Origin of the sequence: Microbacterium sp. 4NA327F11 (assembly GCF_005503465.1) — a bacterium.
In the GTDB taxonomy this organism is placed as follows: Bacteria; Actinomycetota; Actinomycetes; order Actinomycetales; family Microbacteriaceae; genus Microbacterium; species Microbacterium ginsengisoli.
This window is the reverse complement of record NZ_SCOB01000012.1, coordinates 40,420-55,955: the sequence shown is the minus strand read 5'-3', so window position 1 is coordinate 55,955 and position 15,536 is coordinate 40,420. Positions and strand designations below refer to the sequence as shown.

The window sequence follows — 15,536 nt, the reverse complement described above, 5'->3', positions numbered from 1 at the left end:
CGCCGGCCCGAGCGACCGCGGTCAGACGGTGCCGTAGAGGCGGTCGCCCGCGTCTCCGAGCCCGGGCACGATGTAGCCGTGCTCGTTGAGCCGCTCATCGAGCGCGCCCAGCACCAGGGTCACGTCGCGTCCCGCGACCTGCTTCTCGATCGCCGCGACGCCTTCCGGGGCGCCGAGCAGGCAGATCGCCGTGACATCCTGCGCGCCCCGCGTGAAGAGGAACTCGATCGCGGCACCCAGTGACCCGCCGGTGGCGAGCATCGGGTCGAGCACGAAGCACTGACGGTCGCTCAGATCGTCGGGGAGGCGCTCGGCGTACGTCGACGGCTCCAGCGTCTCCTCGTTGCGCACCATTCCGAGGAATCCCACCTCGGCGGTCGGCAGCAGCGTCACCATGCCCTCGAGCATGCCGAGACCGGCGCGCAGGATCGGCACCACGAGCGGGCGCGGGTCGCTGATCGCGACGCCGGTCGTGGTGGTCACGGGCGTGGAGATCTCGATGTCCTTCACCCGCACGTTGCGGGTCGCCTCGTAGGCGAGCAGCGTCACGAGCTCGGAGGTGAGCTGGCGGAAGATCGGCGACGGCGTGCGCTGGTCGCGCAGAACCGTGAGCTTGTGGGTGACGAGCGGGTGGTCGGCGACGTGCAAGCGCATGATCACAGGCTAGAGCACCGCCTACGCTGTCACCGTGACGACCCCCGCCGACCTCGCCGCCATGCGCCGGGCGCTTGCGCTCGCCGAGGTGGCGGGCACGGAGGGCGATGTTCCCGTGGGTGCGGTCGTGGTGGATGCCGCGGGCACTCCGATCGGCGAAGGGCGCAATCTGCGCGAGGCGACGGGGGATCCCACGGCGCACGCCGAGGTCGTCGCCCTGCGGCAGGCCGCGGCATCCATCGGGTCGTGGAACCTCGAGGGGTGCACGCTCGTCGTCACCCTGGAGCCCTGCCTGATGTGCGCGGGGGCGCTGCTGCAAGCGCGTGTGTCGCGGGTCGTGTTCGGCGCGTGGGACGACAAGGCGGGTGCAGCGGGGTCGATGTACGACGTGGTGCGCGACCGCCGTCTGCCCTACCGCGCAGAGGTCGTGGGCGGGGTGCTCGCCGCCGAGGCGCAGGCGCAGCTTCGGAACTTCTTCGAGGCGCGCCGACCCGACGCCTTCTGACACGGCGTGTCGGGAAAGGGTTCCGACGTTGCGCGGCGGGCGGGCCGGCGGCGGCCGCGCCGCCCGGACGCCGGGCCGCAGCGCCCGCCGCCGCGACGAGAGCCTCAGCGGGGTAGGCGGGGGAGCACCGTCGAGCCGAGGTACTCGACCTGCTCGATGTCGCGCAGGTCCATGAGCTGGAAATACACGCGCGTGGCGCCGAGGGCCTGCAGGCGCTCGACCTTCGCCACGATCTCATCCGGCCCACCGACGATGTTGGTGTCGCCGCGCACGCTGTCGAGGTCGCGGCCGATGGCCGCCGCACGGCGCTCGAGCTGCGCCTCGGTGGGGGCGGCGAGTGTCGGGAGTGCCACCGACAGCTTGAGCGTGCTCGGGTCGCGGCCGATCTCGGCGCACGCGGCGCGCACGCCCGCGAACTTCTCGGCGATGACCTGTTCGGGCTGGAACCCGATGTTGAACTCGGTCGCGAACCGCGCCGCGATCGCGGGGGTGCGCTTAGGTCCGCCGCCGCCGACGATCACCGGCACTCGGCCCTGCACGGGCTTCGGCAGGGCGGGTGCGTTCTCGAGGCGGTAGTGGGCGCCGTCGAACGAGAACGATCCGGATGCCTCCCACAGCCCGGTGATCACGGCGAGCTGCTCCTCGAGCAGGTCGAAGCGGCGGGGCGGGAACGGGATGCCGTAGGCGGTGTGCTCGGCCTCGAACCAGCCCGTGCCGAGCCCGAGCTCGACCCGGCCGCCGCTCATCGCGTCGACCTGCGCGACCTGCATGGCGAGGATCGCGGGAACCCGGTAGGTCACCGAGGAGACCAGGGTGCCGAGCCGGATGCGCGAGGTCTCTCGGGCGAGGCCGGCGAGGGTCGTCCACGCGTCGGTCGGACCGGGCAGCGGGTCGCCCTCGCCCATGCGCAGGTAGTGGTCCGAGCGGAAGAACCCGTCGAACCCGAGCCGCTCACCGGCCTGGGCGAATTCGAGCTGGTCGGCGTACGACGCCCCCTGCTGGGGCTCGGTGAACAGGCAGTACTCCATGTCCCCAGTCTGCCGCTCCGGCACGCGGTGGGCGAGAGCGGTCAGTCGGACGAGGCGACGATGACCTCGGCGGTCGGCGGTGGCGGGGTGATCTGCCGTCGAGCGGATGCCTCGGGCTCGCCGTGCGCCCGGTAGAGGTCGGGCTCGAGGTAGATGACCCGCGCGATCGGCACGGCGGCGCGGATGCGCGCCTCGATCGCGTCGATGTCGCTGGCGACGCGGGCGAGCGGCAGGTCGGCGGCGAAGCCGAGTTTCGCCGCAACCAGCAGCTCGTCGGGTCCGAGATAGAGGGTCTTGATGTGGATGAGGTGCGAGATCTCGCCGCCGCCGGTGATCGCCGCTTCGATCGCCCGCTGGTCGGCGGGGCGCGCGCCCTCGCCGACGAGCAAGCTCTTCGTCTCGATGCCGAGCACGATCGCGACCGCGATCAGCAGCAGGCCGATCAACAGGGTGCCGAGGGCGTCGAACACCGGGTTGCCGGTGAGTCCCGACAGCCCGACGCCGAACAGGGCGAACACGAGACCGGTGAGGGCCGCGACATCCTCGAGCAGCACGACGGGCAGCTCGGGTGCCTTCGCGTGCCGGATGAACCCGAACCACGATTCCCCGGCGGCGCGGTGGTGGTTCGACTCGCGGATGGCGGTGCGCAGCGAGAAGGACTCCAGACCGATGGCGAGCAGCAGCACGACGAGCGGCAGCCACAGGTTCTCGAGCTCGTGCGGATGCTGCAACTTGTCGATGCCCTCGATGACCGAGAACACCCCACCGATCGAGAACAGGATGATCGCCACGACGAACGCGTAGACGTACCGTTCACGGCCGTAGCCGAACGGATGCTCAGCGTCGGCACGGCGCCGGGCCTGGCGGCCGCCGAAGAGCAGCAGCAGCTGATTTCCCGAGTCGGCGAGCGAGTGGATCGCCTCGGCGAGCATCGACGCCGACCCCGAGAAGGCCCACGCGAGGAACTTGGTGAGGGCGATGCCGAGGTTCGCGAGAAGTGCCGCGATGACCGCCCTGTTGCCGCCGGATGCGCTCATGGCGTCAGTCTAGGGATGCCCCGTCCCGGGCCGGAGGCATCCCTCGCCGTTCCGGGCGCCCCGGGCCCGGTCAGTCGGCCGAGCGCAGCACGATCGTCTCGGTGGGCGGCGCCGGGTCGACGGGTCGGCCCACGTAGCCGATGTGACTGAGGAGTGCGCGCCGCACCTCGGCGGGGCGCTCGAGGTGCGGCGAGTGGCCGACGCCGGGCAGCAGCAGCTCGGTGACCTCGCCGCCGCCGGCGGCGTAGGCCTCGAGCACGTCACGGGTCTGGGAGACCATCTCCTGGGCGGGCGCGGCGTCCGCCCCGGGCCAGCCGGGGATGATGCCGAGCGCCCCGAGGTGGTTGAGGTCGAAGAACGACGCGTCGGACACGATGGCGTCGGCGTCGCCGTGCACCCACAGCACCGGGGGCTTGACGGCGAGACCGACGATGCCGGACGTGTTGAAGTAGCCCGGCGCCATGGTGTTCAGCACGCCGATGCGGCCGGCCCCGAATCCGGGCCAGTTCTCGCTCGCCACGGCATCGCCGGGGTAGTTGCCCGTGGCGGTGGAGGTCGTGAGCATCGAGGCGACCCAGGCGTCCTCGTGCTCGCTCTCGAAGCCCGGGGCGACGTATCCGGATCGGAAGACGCTGCGCGGCGACGTCTGGGCGTCGGCGCTGGTGTCGTGGTCGGTGAGGCGCTGCACGAAGTCCGGGTTCGCGCCGCCGCCGCCGGTGCCGGCGTCGTCGTCGGTCAGGCGGCTGCCGTCGCGGCGGGTGCCGCCGAAGCCGTAGGGAGAGACCGGTGCCTGCAGAGTGAGGGATGCCACGGGGTGGTCGATCGCGTACTGCATCACGACGCCGCCTCCCATCGACCAGCCGACGAGGTGGGGCGCGGCGACCCCGAGGGCCTCGAGCGTCGCATGCACGTCGTCGCTGAAGTCGCGCACCCCGCGGGTCGCGTCGATGGGCAGGCTCTCGCTCCCGCCGAACCCGCGCAGGTCGACGGCGATCACCCGCACGTCCCCGGGGAGGTCCTGCATGATCTCCTGCCAGAACAGCGCGGACGACACGTTGCCGTGCACCAGCACGACGGTGCGATCGGCGGGAGTGGTCGGGTCGTCGTCCTCGCGCAGGAGCACGTTGACCGCGAGGCGGTCGGTCGCGACGGTGCGGGCGACGATTCCGTCGAACAGATCGGGCTGGGTGGTCATCGGGCGTCCCTCCGCGGCTCAGCCGAGGCGGCACCGCCCCGGCACTGCCGATGATAGTCGCGCCGTGCCGCCATGTGAATGAACTTTCAGGTCGATCATCGGTCCTGCCGCGTGAACTTTAGGATGGCGACATGGTCGACGCGCAGCTTCCCCCCATCGCCATCCTCGGAGCAGGCTCGATGGGGGGTGCGATCGCCCGCGGAGTCGCGGCATCCGGATCCTGCCGTGGCATCGTCGTCACGAACCGCTCGGCGGCGAAGGCCGCGACGCTCGACGGCATCGCGGGGCTCGCATCGATCGCCCTCGAGGCGCATCCCGACGCCAACCTCACCGCGGCCGCCGGCGCCGACATCGTGCTGATCGGCGTGAAGCCCGCGATGGTGCCCGACCTGCTCGAGGCCGTCGCCCCCGTGCTGCGCCCCGGCACGATCGTCGTGAGCCTCGCGGCGGGCGTGACTGTGGCCACGTTCGAGCGCATCCTCGGTGACGGCGTCGTGGTGCTGCGCTCGATGCCGAACACCCCGGCGACCGTCGGGCGGGCGGTGACCGGACTCGCCGCGGGCACGACGGCGGATGCCGCGCACGTCGCGCTCGTGCGACGGCTCTTCGAGACCGTGGGGGCCGTCGTCGAGGTGCCCGAGGACGAGATCGACGCCCTGTCGACGATCTCGGGCTCAGGGCCCGCCTACCTCTTCCTCTTCGTCGAGGAGCTCACCAAGGCCGCGCTCGCCAAGGGATTCTCGCCCGCGGATGCGCGGCTCATGGCCGAGCAGACGGTGATCGGTGCTGCGGCGCTGCTCGCGGCGACCGGCGAGGATCCGGCCGAGCTGCGCCGCCAGGTGACGAGCCCGAAGGGCACGACCGAGCGGGCGATCGCGGTGCTGCAGGACGCCCATCTCGACGAGCTGCTCGGTCGTGCGACCGATGCCGCCCTCGCCCGTGCCTGGGAGCTCGCCGCCGGCGCTTGAGAGAGCGGATGCCGCGGCATCCGTCAGCGCTCGAGCGCCGCGAACCTCTCGACGTCGCCGTTCGTGCCCGACACGATCACCAGGTCGTGCGCGGTGACGACGGTGTCGGCCTCGGCGTAGCGGAACGGCTTGCCGGGCGACTTCACGCCCACGACGGTGACGTTGAACTTCGTGCGCACGCCCGAGGCGCTCAGGGCGACTCCCCGCAGGAACTTCGGCGGGTAGAGCTTGGCGAGCACGAAGTCGTCGTCGAAGCGGATGAAGTCGAGCATCCGGCCGCTGACGAGGTGCGCGACGCGCTCGCCGGCCTCCCGCTCGGGGTAGATGACGTGGTTCGCCCCGACGCGGGCGAGGATCTTGCCGTGGGACTGGCTCACCGCCTTCGCCCAGATCTGCGGCACCTTCAGATCGACCAGGTTCGCGGTGATGAGCACGGACGCCTCGATGAGAGAACCGACGGCGACGACGGCCACCTGGAAGTCCTGCGCCCCGATCTGCCGCAGGGCGTCGATGTTGCGGGCGTCGGCCTGCACGGTGTGGGTGACCCGGTCCGACCACTTCTGCACGAGTTCCGCGCTGTCGTCGATCGCGAGCACCTCACGGTCGAGTCGGTCGAGCTCACCCGCGCACGCGGCCCCGAACCGGCCGAGCCCGATGACGAGCACCGGGGCATCGCTGCGCACCTTTTCAACCAACGATCGGCCTCTCGGTGGGGAACGTGTAGAGCTGCGAGCGCGACGACGCCGCCACGGCCGCGGCCAGTGTGACTGTACCAATGCGGCCCATGAAGATCGTGACCGCCATCACGTAGGCGGCCGGGTCGGGGAGCTCGGCGGTGAGCCCCGTCGAGAGCCCCACGGTGCCGAATGCGGAGATCACGTCGAAGAGCACATCGGCGATCGGGGCCTGCGTGATCTGCGCGATCGTGATCGTCGAGGCGGCGACGATCGTCGCGCCCCAGGCGACGACCGAGAGCGCGACCCGCTGCACGTCGCTCGGGATACGGCGGCCGAACGCGTTCACTGACGGGCGTCCGCGTGCCTCCGACCACACCGCGAGGGCGAGCACTGCGAGCGTCGTGACCTTGATGCCGCCGGCGGTCGAGGCCGAGCCGCCGCCCACGAACATCAGCATCGACCCGACCACGAGCGACGACCCGTTGAGATCCCCGATGTTCACCACGGAGAAGCCGCCGGAGCGGGTCATGGCGGAGAGGAAGAACGACTGGAAGGTCGTGTCGAAGGCGTCCATGCTGCCGAACGTCTTCGGGTTGGCGTACTCGAGCGTGAGGAAGACCACCGCGCCGGCGAGGAAGAGCACCACGGTCGTGATGAGGGTGAGCTTCGCGTGGAGCGACCATCGGCGCACGTGCCAGCGGTGCCGGGCGAGCGTGTAGATCACGGGGAAGCCGATGCTGCCGAGGAACACGCTCACCATGAGGGTCGTGAGGAAGACGTAGTCGTGTGCGAAGGGGGCGAGTCCGCCCGGGTTCGGGGTGAAGCCGGTGTTCGTGAACGACATGGCCGCGTAGTAGGGCGCCTGCCACAACGCGGTGAGCGGGTCGATGCCCGCGAGCAGGATCGACGGATAGAGCAGCACCGAGATGGCCGCCTCGATCACCAGCGTCGACAGTGCGACGGTGCGCAGCAGCTGGCCCACCTCGCCCAGCCGCACGGTCTGGCCCTCGTTGACGGGGCCGGCGTGGGCCCGGAGCGGATTGGTGTCGCTCGCGGCGATGAGCTTGGCGCGCAGCCCCAGCCGCTTCGAGATCACGAGCCCCATGATCGAGGCGAGAGTCAGCACACCCATCCCGCCGACGTTGACGCCGACGTAGATGATGACGTGGCCGAACGCCGACCAGTGTGCGGCCATGTCGACGGTGGCGAGCCCCGTGACGCACACTGTCGAGACGGCGGTGAACAGCGCGTCGACGAACGGGGTCGCGCGTCCGTCGGCCGCTGCGGCCGGGAGCGACAGCAGACCCGTGAACACGAGGATCAGGGCGGTGAACACCAGCACCGCGAAACGGGCGGGAGAGGCGGTCGACAGATCGCGGATGTCGCGGGCGAACCGGGCGATCCAGGTGCCGAGGGCGCGTGCGGGGCCGGGTGTGGACACCTCGCCTGCCACCGCTGCCCCTCTCGTCGCCGCGCCTGTCATGGTAGCGGCCACGAGCCCCGGCTAACCTAGGCACATGGCGGACATCTTCGGCGTGATCGCGGACGCGACCCGGCGCGACATCCTCTCGTTCCTTCTCGAGCGGTCGCGCACCGCCGAGACCGGAACGAGTGTCTCGCTGATCGTGCAGGAGCTCGGGGTGAGCCAGCCGACGGTGTCCAAGCACCTGAAGGTGCTGCGCGAGGCCGAGCTCGTCTCGGTGCGTGAAGACGGCCAGCACCGCTACTACAGCCTGTCGGCGTCACCCCTCGACGAGGTCGACGACTGGCTGCTGCCGTTCTTCGATCTGCCCGAGGGTGAGGCGTTGAGCGCCGTGCTGCCCGAGCCTGCCGCGCACGCGGCGGAGGTCGTGGGGCGCGCCGCGGCATCCGTCGGTCACGTCGTGACCACGGCGCTGAAGAAGCTCCCCGGCCGCTGAGCCGCTCGGCTCAGCCGTTGCTCGAGCCGTTGCCGTTGCTCGAGTTGGACCCGTTGCCGCGTTGGTGGCCGAACGGGCCGTAGCCGCCCTGGCCGCCGCTCCCGTTGCCGTAGCCGTAGCCGGGCATCATCCCGCCTTGACCGCCGCGCGTGTGCATCGAGTTCGACACGGCGACCTGGATGTGTGCTCCGACCCATCCGACCGCGACGCCGCCGCCGAAGGTCAGGGCGAGCAGGATCAGGCCGCCCGCGATCGAGCCTCCGATGATCCACCCGCGGCGGCTGCGGGCGGGTGGCGGCGTGGCCGCCGAACCCGTCGCCGAACCCGTCGCCGCGGGCGGTGCGGGCGGTGCGGATGCCGCGGCATCCGCTGCATACGAGGGGGTGAGCTCGCGGGCGGCACCGCCGGCGTGGTGGTTCGCGGGCAGCGGCACGGTGGGCTGATCGGGGGTCGTCGAGTCGGACATGGCGGCATGATGCGCGCCGGAGGTGGATGCCGCTCATCATGCGTCGATGAAGTCGCTGGGGATCCGCCGTCTCCCGTGTTTACACGGAAGTCGCGCGACCCCTACGATGTGCGTTACGCGTGTGACGCGTGTTGCTGGGGGGAAGGGAAAACCATGACGGGGCTGCCCGACGTGCAGTTCTTGACGGTCGCCGAGGTCGCCGACGTGATGCGGGTCTCGAAGATGACGGTCTATCGCCTCGTGCACTCCGGAGAGCTTCCCGCGGTGCGCTTCGGGCGCAGCTTCCGCGTGCCCGCGAGCGCCGTCGACGAGGCCGTGACGCGTCCCGCGGCCGACGTCGGCTAGACTGATCCGAGGCATTTTTTCGATTGCCCGTTCCCGGGTGCGCATCGGGCGCACCCAAACCGCCGACCAGTGAGGTTTTCCGTGGGTTCTGTCATCAAGAAGCGCCGCAAGCGCATGGCGAAGAAGAAGCACCGCAAGCTGCTTCGCAAGACTCGCCACCAGCGCCGCAACAAGAAGTGAGCGGCCGCCGCACCAGCGGTACTGACACAAGCGCCTGTCCGTGAGGATGGGCGCTTCGTGTTTGCTCCGGGCGGCCTTCCCGGGCGCACGCGCCCAGTACGCTTCAGAGCATGAAGTCCATCACCGTGCAGCAGCTCCACGAGCAGTCCGACGTGCCCCTCGTCGACGTGCGAGAGGTCGACGAGTTCACCGCCGGCCACGTGCCCGGCGCCGTGAACATCCCCCTGTCCACGCTCGGCGACAACCTCGACGCGCTGCCCGACGGTGCGTTCAACGTCATCTGCCAGCTCGGCGGCCGATCCGCCCGCGCGGTGCAGGCGCTCGAGGCACGCGGCTACGATGCCACCAACGTCGAGGGCGGCACGGGCGAGTGGGTCTCGGCCGGCTTCGCCGTGGAGCAGTGACCGGGCACTGTCCGCCCCTCTTCCTAGGATGACCCCGTGACCGAGATCACCCTCATCGGCAAAGACGGATGCCACCTCTGCGACGTCGCTCGCGGCGTCATCGAGCAGGTCGTCGCCGACTTGCCCGACGCCGACGCCGACCGTGTCGTGGTGGCCGAGGCATCCATTCTCGAGAATCCCGAGCTGTTCGACCTCTGGTGGGAGAAGATCCCGGTCGTGCTGATCGACGGCCGCGTGCACGCCCATTGGCGGGTCGCGCCGGAGCGGCTGCGCGACGCGGTGACCGAGTCGCTCCACGCGGTGAGCGCCTCGTGACGCTGCGGCATGTCGTCGCCTGGACGCTCGCGGCGACAGATCCCGCCGAGCGTGCGGAGCAGGCCGCCGAGGTCGCGCGTCGCCTGCTCGCCCTCGACGGGGTGGTTCCCTCGATCCGGGCGATCTCTGCCGGACCGAACGTGGCCTACGCCGATGTGAACGCCGATGTCGCCGTCGTCATCGACGTCGACGATCTCGCCGGACTCGAGGCGTATCAGACGCACCCCGCCCACCAGGAGGCCGCGGGCTACATCCGCAGCGTCGTGGCCTCCCGGCTCTCGGTCGACTTCGAGGTCTGACCCGCGCGTACCGCGCCCGCCGCCGCGCCGTGCACCCGACGCGGCGACGGACGGCGTCTCACGCGTCGGGGGCCGCCGTCCGCACCGACACCGGGACGGCGTCGATCGTCAGATGCACCGCTTCGTCGAACTCCACGCGGTCGCCGGCGGAATGCTGCAGGCGCACGAGGGAGCCGTCGGCCGTGCGCACGAGGGTGCGGCGGAAGCTCCCGAGGAACGTGCTCTCCTGCACGATCGCCGGCACCGCATGGTCGCCGGGGGCGACGAGCCGCACGTTCTCGGGGCGCACGAACACGTCGACCTCGCCGACGACGGGCTCGCCCTGTACCGGAAGCTGTATGCCCCACACATCGACGCTCGTGCCGGTCGCGCGGCCCGGAACGGCGCTCGACAGGCCGACGAAGCCGGCGACATACGCGCTCGCCGGGCGCAGATAGAGCTCCTCAGGCGTGCCCACCTGCTCGATGCGACCCGCGTTCATCACGGCGATGCGATCGGAGACGGCGAGCGCCTCCTCCTGATCGTGCGTCACGAACAGCGTCGTGATGCCCAGGCGCAACTGGATGCGGCGGATCTCGTCGCGCAGTTGCACGCGCACCTTCGCATCGAGCGCCGACAGCGGCTCGTCGAGCAGGAGCACGCGCGGCTCGGTGACCAGCGCGCGGGCGAGCGCGACGCGCTGCTGCTGACCGCCCGACAGCTGGTGCGGGAAGCGATCGGCGAGGTGGTCGAGCCCGACGAGCGCGAGCGCGTCGGTCGCGCGTCGCGTCGCCTCTGCCTTGCCCACGCCGCGGCGGCGCAGGCCGAAGGCCGTGTTCTCGACGACCCGCAGGTGCGGGAAGAGACTGTAGGCCTGGAACACCATGCCGATGTCGCGCTTGTTGGTCGGCACCGACGAGACATCCTTCTCGCCCAGCAGAACCGCCCCCGAGGTCTCACGCTCGAGGCCGGCGAGCACCCGCAGGGCCGTCGTCTTGCCGCATCCCGAGGGACCCAGCAGGGAGACGAACTCGCCCGGCGCGATGTCGAGGTCGACCCCGTGCAGTACGCGCGTCGTGCCGTAGTCCTTCGTGACGCCGCGGAACTCGACGCGGGTGCCATCGCCCTGAGCGGCGAGGAGCAGATTGTCGCCGGTGCGCGGCAGTGCTCGCAGATCGGAGGTCATGAGCGGGTCCTTTCGGAACGGTCGCGTCCGACGCGGCCGATGACGAGCAGCAGCACGAACACGGCTGCGAGCGAGAGCAGGGTGAAGATCGCCGGCAGATAGGCGTCGGTCTTTCCGACCACGAGGAGCGCGGTCTGGAGCACCTGGCGGTTCAGGATCGACGCGATCGTGAACTCGCCCAGCACGACGGCGACGGTGAGAAGGGATGCCGCGAGCAGCCCCGGACGCAGGTTCGGCGCGAGCACGCGAAGGAGCACGGTGAGCCACCCCGACCCGAGCGTGCGCGCGGCCTCGGTCAGGGTGCGCAGGTCGATCGCGTCGACCGACGCCTGGATCGAGCGGAACGCGAACGGCAGCGCCGTGATGCCGTACGCGAACGCGAGCGTCCACGGGGCCGTGCCGATGGTGCGTCCGATCTGCAGGTAGACCGGCACGAGCCCCACCACGAGCACGATCGCGGGGATCGAGATCGGCAGCAGCGCGACGAACTCGAACACCCGGCGCAGGCGGGGGAACTTCAGGTTCACGAGCACGATCGTGGGTGCGAGCAACACGAGCACGATCACCACCGTGACGACCGCGATGATGAGCGAGTTGCCGATCGCGAGCCACAACGGGCGCAGCAGGTATGCGCTCGCGGGATCGAAGAGGGTCGCCCAGTGCACGAGTGAATAGCCGTCGCCGTCGCGCAGCGTGTAGAGCAGAGTCGCGACCATGGGGATGGCGAAGAACAGCCCCACGAGGATGCCGATGACCCAGCGGGTGACGGGGTGCGGAGCGAGGCCCTTCATCGCTGCCACCTCGCTGCCCGCCGCTGCACCGCGTTGTAGACGGCCATCGCGACGCCCACGACGACGATCATGCCGAGCGCGAGCGCACCCGCGAGGTTCTCGCGGCCGAGCACGGTCTCGCTCGTGAGAGCCGCGCGGATCTGCAGCGGCACGATCTGCGAGCCCTGGCTGGCGAGGGCCGCGGCCGTCGCATACGACGAGAACGCGTTCGCGAACAGGAGCAGGAGGCTGGCGAGGAAGCTCGGGGCCAGCACCGGGAAGCCCACGTGCAGCCAGAATCCGGCACGGGTGCCCCCGAGGGTGAGGTTCGCCTCGACCCACTGCGGCCGCAGTGCCGACAGGGCGGGCATGAACGTGATGACCATGAGCGGGATCTGGAAGTAGAGGTAGGCGGGGATGAGGCCGGGCAGGCCGTAGATCCAGGCGCCGCCGGCGTAGAGATCGATGCCGAAGGTCGTCGCGAGGAACTTCGTGACGACTCCCTGCAGACCGATCGTCGCGATCATCGCGAACGCGAGCGTGACGCCGCCGAACTGTGCGAACGTGCCCGACACCGCGTTCACGGAGGTGCGGACCACACCCGACTCCGACAGGCCGAGCATCGCGTAGCAGGCGAGTGCGCCGACGATCGCTCCGACCAGCGCGGTGAGCACCGAGACCCACGTGGAGTTCCAGAACGTCGCGAGGATGACCGGGTCGCCGAGTGCGGCGATGTTGTCGAGGGTGAACGCGCCCTTCTTCGTGAAGAAGCCGGAGCCGATGGCGAGCACCGTCGGCAGCGCGAGGAAGATCAGCACATATGCGGCGAACGGGACCAGGCCGATCCAGGCCCAGTCCCGACGGGGCCGCCGGGCCGGCGCGAGTGCGCCAGGCCCGGCGGTCCGTGTCGCCGAAGCGACTGACGTCACTGAACGGCCGCCGCCCACTTGGCGCCGAGCAGGGTGCCCGCAGCCGTGCTCTGGGCCGCGGTCGGCACGACGCTCTGGGTGGGCGCGGTCGGCAGCTCCGCCGCGAGGGTCGCGTCGATCGTGCCGGCCGTGGTCATGGCCGCCATGCGGGCCGGGCGGGCGCCGCCGGCGAGCCACAGGTTCTGCGCCTCGTCGCTGTAGAGGAACTCCTCCCACAGGCGCGCAGCCGCCGGGTGCGGGGCATCCTTGTTGATCGCCTGGTTGTAGTAGCCGGCGTAGCCGGTGCCGGGAAGGATCGCGACCTTCCAGTTCGCGTTGTCCTTCTTGTGGGCGAGGTTCAGGTAGTCCCAGTCGAAGACGACGGGGGTCTCGCCGCTGGCGACCGTGGAGCTGGTCACGTCGACCTTGAGCAGGTTGCCGGCCTTGTTGAGCTTCTGGAAGAAGTCGATGCCCGCCTGGTAGTCATCCAGCGTGCCGCCCGACTGCACGGTGGCAAGACCCACCGCGGCGAAGGCCGCGCCCGCCTGGGTCGGGTCGCCGTTGAGGGCGACCGCGCCCTTGTACGCCGAGCCGAGCAGGTCGTTCAGCGAGGTCGGGGCGGGGTACTTCGACGAGTCGTAGCCGATGGCCATGTACCCGCCGTAGTCGCCGTAGTAGAGCCCCGACGACTCCTTGAGGGTGTCGGGGATGTCCGCCCAGGTCTGCACCTTGTAAGGGGCGAACTTGTCCGTGTTCTGCAGCGTGACAGTGAGGCCGAGGTCGAACACGTCGGGCGCGGTGTCCAGGCCCTGGTTCGAGGTCGCGGCCTGGATCTCCTCGGCGCTCGACGCGTCGGGCGAGGCCTCGTTGACGGTGATCTCGGGGTACTTCTTCTTGAACGCGTCGATGACGGCGCCGTAGTTGGCCCAGTCGTGGGGGAGTGCGATGACGTTGAGCTGGCCCTCGGCCTTGGCAGCGGCCTCGAGGGCGGCGAGCGAACCGAAGTCGGAGATGCTGGTCGCCGTCTTCGCGTCGACGCCGCCCGAAGAGCTCGTCGACGAGCTGCCGCCGGCGCAGCCGGCGAGCACGACGGAAGCGGCTGCGGCGACGGCGATGCCGGCGCCGGCACGGCGCAGGAGTGCGCGCGTGTGGGTCATGTCAGTTCCTCTCGGATGGTGTGGCGGGGGTTCGGGAACCCCGCACCGGGACGAGAGGAACGTACGTGCGGCGAGTGGCGCCGGTGAGAGCGTCAGGTGTCCGTCAGGTGACGGGTCGGTGACACCGGATGCCCGCGGCATCCGGTGTCGGCGCTCACCGCGCCGTGATTACGGCGCGAGGCGCGTGGGACCGCGGAAGAGGTAGGTGACCTCGCGGATCGACGCCTCGCCCAGCAGCAGCATGAGCACGCGGGCGAGGCCCATGCCGAAGCCGCCGTGCGGCGGGGCGCCGTAGCGGAAGAAGTCGAGGTAGAAGTCGAGGTGGGCGGGGTCGAGCCCCTTCTCCTTCGCCTGCTCGATGAGCACGTCGACGCGGTGCTCGCGCTGCGCGCCGGTCGTGATCTCGACGCCCTTGAACAGCAGGTCGTACGACTTGGTGAGCCCCGTCTCGGCGTCGCGCATGTGGTAGAACGCACGGATCTCGGGGTGGTAGTCGGTGATGAAGACGAACTGGTGGCCGTAGGTCTCCTGCACGTAGGCGGAGATCTGGCGCTCGCCCTCGGGGTCGAGGTCGCCGTCGGTGCGGGGGATCTCGTAGCCCCGGTCGGCGACGATCTGGCGGGCCTCGGCGAGGGGGATGCGCGGGAACGGCACCGCGGGCACCTGCACCTCGATGCCGAACAGCTCTTCGATCTCGGCGCCGTGCGTGTCCTTGACCGCCTGGAACGCGGTCTGCAGCAGCTCCTCCTGCATGTGGGCGACGTCCTCGTGGGAGTCGATCCAGCTGATCTCCGCGTCGACCGAGGTGAACTCGGTGGCGTGGCGGCTGGTGAAGCTGGGGTCGGCGCGGAAGGCCGGCGCGATCTCGAAGATCTTGCCGAAGCCGGCCGACTGCGCCATCTGCTTGAAGAACTGGGGGCTCTGGGCGAGGTAGGCGGTCTTGTCCTCGAAGTAGTCGAGGGAGAACAGCTCCGCGTTCGACTCCGACGGGCTCGCCATCAGCTTCGGGGAGTGGATCTCGATGTAGTCGCGCTCCACCCAGTAGGTGCGCAGCGCGTGCTCGAAGGTCGTCTGCACGCGGAAGATGAGGTTGTTGCGGGCCTGGCGCAGGTCGAGGAAGCGCCAGTCCATGCGCTTGTCGAGGCCGCTGTCGGCGGCGATCGGGGTCTCGGGGTTGGCCGCCGCCGCGACCTCGAGCGTCGCGATCTTGATCTCGACGCCGCCGAGCTTCACCCGCTCGTCGTGCTTCAGCTCTCCCGTGACCGTGAGGAACGTGCCGCTCGCGAGCGCCGAGATCTCCTCGGTGAGGGCGAGGGCGACGGATGCCGCGGCATCCGCATCGTCGGTCACCTCGCGGGTTGCGGGGTTCACCAGCTGCACGGCGCCGGTCTCATCGCGCAGGATGACGAACTGCACCTTCTTCTGATCGCGCACCGTCTCGACCCAGCCGGACACCCGGACCGGTCCTTCGGGGAGGGACTTCAGCTGCTTGACGAGGACGCGTTCGCTCACAAACCTTCAGTCTACGTGCAGCCCGCCTCTAG

General features: G+C 70.3%; 20 protein-coding genes. 8 read left to right on the top strand and 12 right to left on the bottom strand.

Annotation, left to right across the window (positions count from 1 at the left end):
• Positions 1-21 precede the first annotated feature (21 nt).
• The gene (gene upp / locus FFS51_RS09455; RefSeq protein ID WP_045247839.1) at positions 22-654 is read right to left on the bottom strand and encodes a uracil phosphoribosyltransferase; all 633 of its coding nucleotides are present in this window, start codon (positions 652-654) and stop codon (positions 22-24) included.
• 61 nt (positions 655-715) lie between these two features.
• Here upp and tadA point away from each other — a divergent pair, with 61 nt between their 5' ends.
• Positions 716-1,159 carry a tRNA adenosine(34) deaminase TadA gene (gene tadA / locus FFS51_RS09450; protein ID WP_137878199.1) on the top strand — a complete coding sequence of 148 codons (444 nt, stop codon included), beginning with the start codon at positions 716-718 and terminating at the stop codon, positions 1,157-1,159.
• Positions 1,160-1,263: 104 nt separating this feature from the next.
• On the opposite strand, the gene FFS51_RS09445 is transcribed toward tadA, so the two are convergent.
• The 3 genes from FFS51_RS09445 to FFS51_RS09435 all read right to left on the bottom strand — a co-directional run bounded on the left by FFS51_RS09445 (position 1,264) and on the right by FFS51_RS09435 (position 4,419).
• Positions 1,264-2,187, bottom strand: a complete 924-nt coding sequence (locus FFS51_RS09445; protein ID WP_137878174.1) for an LLM class F420-dependent oxidoreductase — start codon at positions 2,185-2,187, stop codon at positions 1,264-1,266.
• A gap of 41 nt (positions 2,188-2,228) precedes the next feature.
• Positions 2,229-3,224, bottom strand: a complete 996-nt coding sequence (locus FFS51_RS09440; RefSeq protein ID WP_045247728.1) for a cation diffusion facilitator family transporter — start codon at positions 3,222-3,224, stop codon at positions 2,229-2,231.
• Positions 3,225-3,294: 70 nt separating this feature from the next.
• Positions 3,295-4,419 (bottom strand): alpha/beta hydrolase, encoded by a 1,125-nt coding sequence (locus FFS51_RS09435; RefSeq protein WP_045247729.1) that lies wholly within the window; start codon positions 4,417-4,419, stop codon positions 3,295-3,297.
• A 131-nt stretch (positions 4,420-4,550) separates the two neighbouring features.
• Between FFS51_RS09435 and proC the strand changes: the two genes are divergently transcribed.
• Complete coding sequence (gene proC, locus FFS51_RS09430; protein WP_137878173.1) at positions 4,551-5,387, top strand: pyrroline-5-carboxylate reductase; 837 nt, start codon at positions 4,551-4,553, stop codon at positions 5,385-5,387.
• A gap of 23 nt (positions 5,388-5,410) precedes the next feature.
• Here the strand turns inward: proC and FFS51_RS09425 are convergent, their stop codons facing one another.
• Positions 5,411-6,082: a potassium channel family protein gene (locus tag FFS51_RS09425; protein ID WP_045247731.1), complete on the bottom strand. Its 672-nt coding sequence runs from the start codon at positions 6,080-6,082 to the stop codon at positions 5,411-5,413.
• Positions 6,075-7,517 carry a TrkH family potassium uptake protein gene (locus FFS51_RS09420; protein WP_249352697.1) on the bottom strand — a complete coding sequence of 481 codons (1,443 nt, stop codon included), beginning with the start codon at positions 7,515-7,517 and terminating at the stop codon, positions 6,075-6,077. Before FFS51_RS09420 ends, FFS51_RS09425 begins: the two co-directional genes overlap by 8 nt.
• Before the next feature lie 64 nt (positions 7,518-7,581).
• Here FFS51_RS09420 and FFS51_RS09415 point away from each other — a divergent pair, with 64 nt between their 5' ends.
• Positions 7,582-7,983, top strand: a complete 402-nt coding sequence (locus tag FFS51_RS09415; protein WP_045247732.1) for an ArsR/SmtB family transcription factor — start codon at positions 7,582-7,584, stop codon at positions 7,981-7,983.
• A 10-nt stretch (positions 7,984-7,993) separates the two neighbouring features.
• Here FFS51_RS09415 and FFS51_RS09410 read toward each other — a convergent pair whose 3' ends face one another.
• Complete coding sequence (locus FFS51_RS09410) at positions 7,994-8,449, bottom strand: hypothetical protein (protein WP_137878172.1); 456 nt, start codon at positions 8,447-8,449, stop codon at positions 7,994-7,996.
• Positions 8,450-8,602: 153 nt separating this feature from the next.
• Between FFS51_RS09410 and FFS51_RS09405 the strand changes: the two genes are divergently transcribed.
• The 5 genes from FFS51_RS09405 to FFS51_RS14680 all read left to right on the top strand — a co-directional run bounded on the left by FFS51_RS09405 (position 8,603) and on the right by FFS51_RS14680 (position 9,992).
• The gene (locus FFS51_RS09405) at positions 8,603-8,794 is read left to right on the top strand and encodes a helix-turn-helix domain-containing protein (RefSeq protein ID WP_137878171.1); all 192 of its coding nucleotides are present in this window, start codon (positions 8,603-8,605) and stop codon (positions 8,792-8,794) included.
• 81 nt (positions 8,795-8,875) lie between these two features.
• Complete coding sequence (locus tag FFS51_RS09400; RefSeq protein ID WP_003792170.1) at positions 8,876-8,974, top strand: 30S ribosomal protein bS22; 99 nt, start codon at positions 8,876-8,878, stop codon at positions 8,972-8,974.
• 110 nt (positions 8,975-9,084) lie between these two features.
• Positions 9,085-9,378, top strand: a complete 294-nt coding sequence (locus FFS51_RS09395; RefSeq protein ID WP_045247735.1) for a rhodanese-like domain-containing protein — start codon at positions 9,085-9,087, stop codon at positions 9,376-9,378.
• Between the two features lie 36 nt (positions 9,379-9,414).
• Complete coding sequence (locus tag FFS51_RS14685) at positions 9,415-9,693, top strand: glutaredoxin family protein (RefSeq protein ID WP_045247736.1); 279 nt, start codon at positions 9,415-9,417, stop codon at positions 9,691-9,693.
• A complete protein-coding gene (locus tag FFS51_RS14680) occupies positions 9,690-9,992 on the top strand; it encodes a Dabb family protein (RefSeq protein ID WP_045247737.1) in 303 nt (100 codons plus the stop codon). The genes FFS51_RS14685 and FFS51_RS14680 overlap by 4 nt, the downstream gene beginning before the upstream one ends.
• A gap of 58 nt (positions 9,993-10,050) precedes the next feature.
• Here the strand turns inward: FFS51_RS14680 and FFS51_RS09385 are convergent, their stop codons facing one another.
• The 5 genes from FFS51_RS09385 to aspS all read right to left on the bottom strand — a co-directional run bounded on the left by FFS51_RS09385 (position 10,051) and on the right by aspS (position 15,504).
• Entirely contained in the window at positions 10,051-11,157 is a 1,107-nt protein-coding gene (locus FFS51_RS09385; RefSeq protein WP_137878169.1) for an ABC transporter ATP-binding protein, read from the bottom strand.
• Positions 11,154-11,948 (bottom strand): ABC transporter permease, encoded by a 795-nt coding sequence (locus FFS51_RS09380; protein ID WP_045247739.1) that lies wholly within the window; start codon positions 11,946-11,948, stop codon positions 11,154-11,156. Before FFS51_RS09380 ends, FFS51_RS09385 begins: the two co-directional genes overlap by 4 nt.
• Positions 11,945-12,874 (bottom strand): ABC transporter permease, encoded by a 930-nt coding sequence (locus tag FFS51_RS09375; protein ID WP_502553419.1) that lies wholly within the window; start codon positions 12,872-12,874, stop codon positions 11,945-11,947. Before FFS51_RS09375 ends, FFS51_RS09380 begins: the two co-directional genes overlap by 4 nt.
• Positions 12,853-13,992: an ABC transporter substrate-binding protein gene (locus FFS51_RS09370; RefSeq protein WP_056207748.1), complete on the bottom strand. Its 1,140-nt coding sequence runs from the start codon at positions 13,990-13,992 to the stop codon at positions 12,853-12,855. Before FFS51_RS09370 ends, FFS51_RS09375 begins: the two co-directional genes overlap by 22 nt.
• A 168-nt stretch (positions 13,993-14,160) precedes the next feature.
• Positions 14,161-15,504, bottom strand: coding sequence for an aspartate--tRNA(Asn) ligase (gene aspS, locus FFS51_RS09365; protein ID WP_056519327.1), 1,344 nt, complete (start codon positions 15,502-15,504; stop codon positions 14,161-14,163).
• Between the last annotated feature and the right edge of the window lie 32 nt (positions 15,505-15,536).

Bases quoted from the DNA above. Each gene is read 5' to 3' on its own strand.
- upp (WP_045247839.1), bottom strand. From the start codon at position 654: ATGCGCTTGCACGTCGCCGACCACCCGCTCGTCACCCACAAGCTCACG.
- tadA (WP_137878199.1), top strand. From the start codon at position 716: ATGCGCCGGGCGCTTGCGCTCGCCGAGGTGGCGGGCACGGAGGGCGAT.
- FFS51_RS09445 (WP_137878174.1), bottom strand. From the start codon at position 2,187: ATGGAGTACTGCCTGTTCACCGAGCCCCAGCAGGGGGCGTCGTACGCC.
- FFS51_RS09440 (WP_045247728.1), bottom strand. From the start codon at position 3,224: ATGAGCGCATCCGGCGGCAACAGGGCGGTCATCGCGGCACTTCTCGCG.
- FFS51_RS09435 (WP_045247729.1), bottom strand. From the start codon at position 4,419: ATGACCACCCAGCCCGATCTGTTCGACGGAATCGTCGCCCGCACCGTC.
- proC (WP_137878173.1), top strand. From the start codon at position 4,551: ATGGTCGACGCGCAGCTTCCCCCCATCGCCATCCTCGGAGCAGGCTCG.
- FFS51_RS09415 (WP_045247732.1), top strand. From the start codon at position 7,582: ATGGCGGACATCTTCGGCGTGATCGCGGACGCGACCCGGCGCGACATC.
- FFS51_RS09410 (WP_137878172.1), bottom strand. From the start codon at position 8,449: ATGTCCGACTCGACGACCCCCGATCAGCCCACCGTGCCGCTGCCCGCG.
- FFS51_RS09405 (WP_137878171.1), top strand. From the start codon at position 8,603: ATGACGGGGCTGCCCGACGTGCAGTTCTTGACGGTCGCCGAGGTCGCC.
- FFS51_RS09395 (WP_045247735.1), top strand. From the start codon at position 9,085: ATGAAGTCCATCACCGTGCAGCAGCTCCACGAGCAGTCCGACGTGCCC.
- FFS51_RS09385 (WP_137878169.1), bottom strand. From the start codon at position 11,157: ATGACCTCCGATCTGCGAGCACTGCCGCGCACCGGCGACAATCTGCTC.
- FFS51_RS09380 (WP_045247739.1), bottom strand. From the start codon at position 11,948: ATGAAGGGCCTCGCTCCGCACCCCGTCACCCGCTGGGTCATCGGCATC.
- FFS51_RS09370 (WP_056207748.1), bottom strand. From the start codon at position 13,992: ATGACCCACACGCGCGCACTCCTGCGCCGTGCCGGCGCCGGCATCGCC.